Source organism: Streptomyces sp. SID5785 (assembly GCF_009870065.1).
Classification (GTDB): Bacteria; Actinomycetota; Actinomycetes; order Streptomycetales; family Streptomycetaceae; genus Streptomyces.
In genome coordinates this window covers 1-4,924 of the sequence record NZ_WWIA01000345.1, presented here as the reverse complement: position 1 = coordinate 4,924, position 4,924 = coordinate 1, and the positions used below count along the sequence as shown (strand labels likewise).

Sequence of the window (4,924 nt, the reverse complement as noted above, 5' to 3'; positions counted from 1 at the left end):
GTCTGTCGTACACATCCTTCGAGTGGAGCGACCTCGAGGGCTCCGGCCGGTCCGCGGCGACGGACGGCGCGTTCGAGATCGCCTGCACCGTGCGCAACACGGGTGCGCGCCCCGGCACCGAGATCGTCCAGATCTATCTGCACGACCCGGTCGCCTCGGTGGTCCAGCCCGTCCAGCGCCTGGTCGCGTATCTGCGCCTCGACGAGCTGGCACCCGGCGAGGCCGTGCGGGTCCGCGCTCATGTACCGGCCGATCTCGCCTCGTTCACCGGCCGCGGGGGCCGCCGGATCGTGGAGCCCGGCGACCTCGAGCTGCGGCTCGCCGCGTCCAGCACCCGCACCCTGCTCACCGCCCGGGTGAGCCTGACGGGGGCGGTGCGGGAGGTGGATCACCGCAGGCGCCTGCACGCCGGCATGACGGCAGAGCCGCTGCCCGCTCACTGAGGTGAGCCGGTGGCCGGCCGCGGCCGGCCACCGGCTCACCGCTGCACGCCTCTTGACCGGGGGTCGGGCATGACCGAACGTGTGGTGGCCGAAGAACCTCTGTTGTACGGGAGTTGCGAGTGAGACGCCGCAGAGTGCAGTGGGCCGTGACGGCCGCCGTCACGGCCGCGATGATCGCGGGATCAGGAGGGGCAGCGGCCGCCGCTACTCCGACAACGTTGTCACAGGGGAGCCGGACCGCCGCCCTGGTCGACGACCCCGCCGACTACGTCGATCCCCTCGTCGGGACCGGCAAGGGCGGCGAGTCCGTCGGGGAGATCAACAACTTCCCCGGTCCGTCCGCCCCGTTCGGCATGATGCAGTTCTCGCCCGACACCGAGGGCTCGTACGCCGGGTACCAGTACCACAGCGACAAGATCAAGGGCTTCAGCCTCAACCACGCCTCGGTCGGCTGCACCGCGTTCGGCGACGTGCCCCTGCTGCCGGTCGCGGGAGACGTCGGCTCCGCGCCCTGGGACCGCACCGAGCCGTTCTCGCACACCGGCGAGAAGGCGTCCGCCGGCTACTACGCGGTCACGACCGGGGAGGAGGGACACGGGGTCCGCACCGAGCTGACCGCCACGACCCGCACCGGCCTCGCCGCGTTCACCTTCCCCGCCGGGACCGGCGACGCGGCGCAGGTCCTGGTCAAGGGCGGCGGCAGCATGGCGGGCGACCAGCAGGCCGACCTGAAGATCACCGGCGACCGCGAGGTCACCGGATCGGCGACCACCGGCAACTTCTGCGGCAAGGGCAACCGGTACACGGTCCACTACGCGATCACCTTCGACCGCCCCTTCACGGCGCACGGCACCTGGGACGGCAAGCAGGTGAGCGCGGGCTCCGACGCGGCGGACGCGCCGAAGGCAGGCGCCTACCTGACGTTCGACGCGTCCACGGACCGGACGGTGCACGCGAAGGTCGCGATGTCGTACGTCTCCGTCGCCGGCGCCCGGGCCAACATGGCCTCGGAGGTGCCGGGATGGGATCTCGACGGGCTGCGCGAGCGGACGCGGGACCAGTGGACGGACGCGCTGCGCAAGATCCGGATCGGGGGCGGCACGCGGGACGAGCGCACCATGTTCTACACGTTCCTCTACCACTCCCTGATGCACCCGAACACGTTCGACGACGCCGACGGCCGGTACATCGGCTTCGACGACAAGATCCGCACCCTGCCCGAAGGCCGGACCCAGTACGCCAACTTCTCGGACTGGGACACCTACCGCACGCTCGCCCCGCTCCAGGCCATGCTCTTCCCGAAGCAGGCGAGCAACATGGCGCAGTCGCTCGTCAACGACGCGGAGCAGGGCGGCTGGTGGCCCCGCTGGCCGGTCGCGAACGACTACACGGGCCAGATGACCGGCGACAACTCGGTCCCCTTGATCGCGAACCTCTACGCCTTCGGCGCACGGGACTTCGACCTCAAGACCGCACTCAAGTACCTGGTCAAGGGCGCCACGTCGGTGGACCACACGCCCGGCGCGTACCAGGAGCGGCCGGGGATCGAGAGCTACATGGAGCACGGGTACGCCGACAACAGCGAGGTGCGCGGCGACCACTCGCGGGTCGGGGCCTCGGTGACGCTCGAGTGGGCCGTCGACGACTTCGCCATCGCCCAGCTGGCGCAGGCCGCCGGGGACAAGGACACCGCGCGGACCTTCACGGCCCGCGGCCAGAACTGGCAGAACATCCTGAACCCGGCCACCGGCTACCTGTCCCCGCGGGGGGCGGACGGCCGGTTCCCGGACGGTCCCGGCTACCAGCCGCCCGCGGAGGGCACGTTCGGCCAGGACGGCTTCGACGAGGGCAACGCCGCGCAGTACAACTGGCTGGTGCCGCAGAACACCGCGGGCCTGATCCAGGCGATGGGCGGCCGTGACGCCACCTCGAAGCGCCTCGACACCTTCTTCACCAAGCTCAACGCCGGCCCGAACGAGCCGTACATGTGGGCGGGCAACGAGGTGAACTTCGGTGTGCCGTGGGTGTACAACCACCTCGGACAGCCCTGGAAGACCCAGGAGTACGTGCGCAAGATCGCCACCAGCCTCTTCAGCGCCACCCCGGACGGCGAGCCGGGCAACGACGACCTGGGGGCCCAGTCCTCCTGGTACGTGTGGGCCGCGATCGGTCTCTACCCGTCGGCTCCGGGCACCCCCGACCTCCAGGTGCACAGCCCGCTGTTCCCGCGCGTGGTGCTCGACCTGCCGGGCAAGGGGCCGGACCTGGACGTCCACGCGCCCGCGGCGTCGGCGGACACCCCGTACGTCCACCGGCTCCGGCTGGACGGCCGCGACCGGGAACGCACGTACCTGCCGCAGTCCGTGGCCGCGCACGGCGGCCGCCTCGACTTCGAGCTGTCCGCCGAGCCGGACACCTCCTGGGCGACGTCGGCCGCGGCGGCGCCGCCGTCGTACCGGACCGGGGAGCAGGACGTCCTCGCCTACGCGACCCCGAACGAGGCCGTCGCGGCGCCCGGGGGCGACGGCGCCCGCCTGACGGTCCACGCGCAGCGCCTCGCCGGTCACGACCGGACGCTCACCGTGTCCGCGAAGGCGCCGCCGGGCCTGACGGTCTCCGGCACCGGCACGTTCGCCCTGTCGGCCGCGACCGGAGCCGGCACCGCCTCCCTGACGGTGAAGGCCTCGGACGGGGCGGCCCCGGGGTACCACGAGCTGCCCCTCACGATCCGCGGGCGCACCGGCGATCCCGTGCGGCGCACCGCGATCGTCCTGGTGGCGGCCGACGGCAGCGTCGCCGCGGCGCTCGGCGGCGCGTACACGGGCGCGGGCATCTCGGACGACGCGCGGCCGGCCGGCGCCGATCTCGACGGCGCCGGGAACAGCTACTCGCGTCAGGCGCTGGCCGCCGCCGGGCTCGAGGCCGGTGCGGAGCACAAGGCGTCCGGCACCGACTTCGTGTGGCCCGCGGTGCCCGCGGCGCGGCCCGACCACGTCACCGCGCACGGACAGACCCTGGACGTCGCCGCCGACGCACGGGATGCGGAGCGTCTGGTCTTCGTGGGCACCGCGACGAACGGCGACCACAAGGCCACCGCCACGGTGACGTTCACGGACGGGAGCACGGGCGAGGCGGATCTCTCGTTCGGCGACTGGACGGCGCCGGGCGGCGGCAGCGACCCGGTGTTCGGCAACACCGTCGTGGCGCGCACCGATCACCGCAACTCACCCGGCGGGAAGGGCGATCCGGCGTACGTCTTCGCCACCGAGCCGTTCCAGGTGCCGGACGGCAAGCACATCAAGTCCGTCACCCTGCCCGAGGACGCGGACCTGCACGTGTTCACGCTCGGCCTCGGCTGAGAGCGCTCAGGAAGAAGCGGCTGCCTCACCGGGGCAGCCGCTTCTCCGTGTCCTGCCGACCGGGCTCAGTCGCCGCTCGTGCGGCGGGCCAGCAGCACCGAGTCCTCGGCCTCCACGGGTCCGGTGTCCCGCTGGAGCGTGCGGGTGCGCTGCTCCACGACGACGGGCTCGAACCCGTCGGGCAGCGCCGGGAGGATCTCCGCCGCCAGGAACATCGCCTTGCGGTGGCTCTCGGACAGCTGCGTGAACTCGTGCGACGGCGCGTGTCCCACGACCAGGAGCAGCCCGCCCGGGGCGACCGCCGTGGCGAGGCGGCGGGTCACGTCCGCCATGCCTCCGTCGGGCGCGTGCAGGTAGTGGCTGGTGACCAGGTCGTAGGCACGAGTGCCCGCCGCGAAGGACCGCGCATCGACCTGCCACCAGTCCACCCGGTCGGCGACCCCGGCCTGCTCGGCGTGGCGGGCCGCGCGGGCCAGTCCCTCGGCCGAGAAGTCCGCGCCCGTCACCCGCCAGCCCTGACCGGCGAGCCACACGACGTCGCCGCCCTCGCCGCAGCCGACGTCGAGTGCGGTGCCCGGCGCGAGCGCGTCGACGGCGGCGACCAGCTGCGGGTTGGGCTTGCCGCTCCAGAAACGCTCCTGTCCCGCGTACCGCTCGTCCCAGCCCTCCGGCTCGAACATCGCGGCGGCCGCCTTCTCGTCCTGCTCACTGTGCGCGTGGTGTCCCGACACCGGTTCCTCCTGAGCTCCTGGTCGTGTCCGCGTCACCGTCCCCCGGGGCCTGCTCCCGACGGACGGACGCTCTGCCGATGGTGCGCGGACGGGGGCCGGAACGCACAGGAAGTTGCCGGACCGGCAAACACCGGCCCGCGCGGATCCCGGACAGCGTGCGGCGCGGGGACAGCGGGATACGATCTTCCCGGGGCTGATGACCAGAAGCGTCGGTGGTGCGCATGACCCAGGACGAGCCTGCCGAGTCCTTCGGCTCGGAGATCTTCGACGACGTGCCCATGGCCGTCCTCGTCACCTTCGGTCCCGGTCACCGCATCGCGTACGCCAACGCCTCCCACCGCCGACTGCTCGGGGCGTACCCGGTGGGCACGCCCGCACGGGCCGCGTTCCC

Annotated in this window: 3 protein-coding genes; 2 read left to right on the top strand and 1 reads right to left on the bottom strand. The window is 72.8% G+C overall.

What is annotated here, in order from left to right; all coding sequences use genetic code 11:
* Together GTW43_RS11310 and GTW43_RS11305 are read left to right on the top strand one after the other, a co-directional pair.
* The coding region (locus GTW43_RS11310) for a fibronectin type III-like domain-contianing protein (RefSeq protein ID WP_202501323.1) at positions 1 to 443 on the top strand (443 nt) is incomplete at its 5' end.
* 218 nt (positions 444 to 661) lie between these two features.
* Positions 662 to 3,802, top strand: a complete 3,141-nt coding sequence (locus tag GTW43_RS11305) for a GH92 family glycosyl hydrolase (protein WP_237536528.1) — start codon at positions 662 to 664, stop codon at positions 3,800 to 3,802.
* Positions 3,803 to 3,867: 65 nt separating this feature from the next.
* On the opposite strand, the gene GTW43_RS11300 is transcribed toward GTW43_RS11305, so the two are convergent.
* Complete coding sequence (locus GTW43_RS11300; RefSeq protein WP_161301523.1) at positions 3,868 to 4,533, bottom strand: class I SAM-dependent methyltransferase; 666 nt, start codon at positions 4,531 to 4,533, stop codon at positions 3,868 to 3,870.
* Between the last annotated feature and the right edge of the window lie 391 nt (positions 4,534 to 4,924).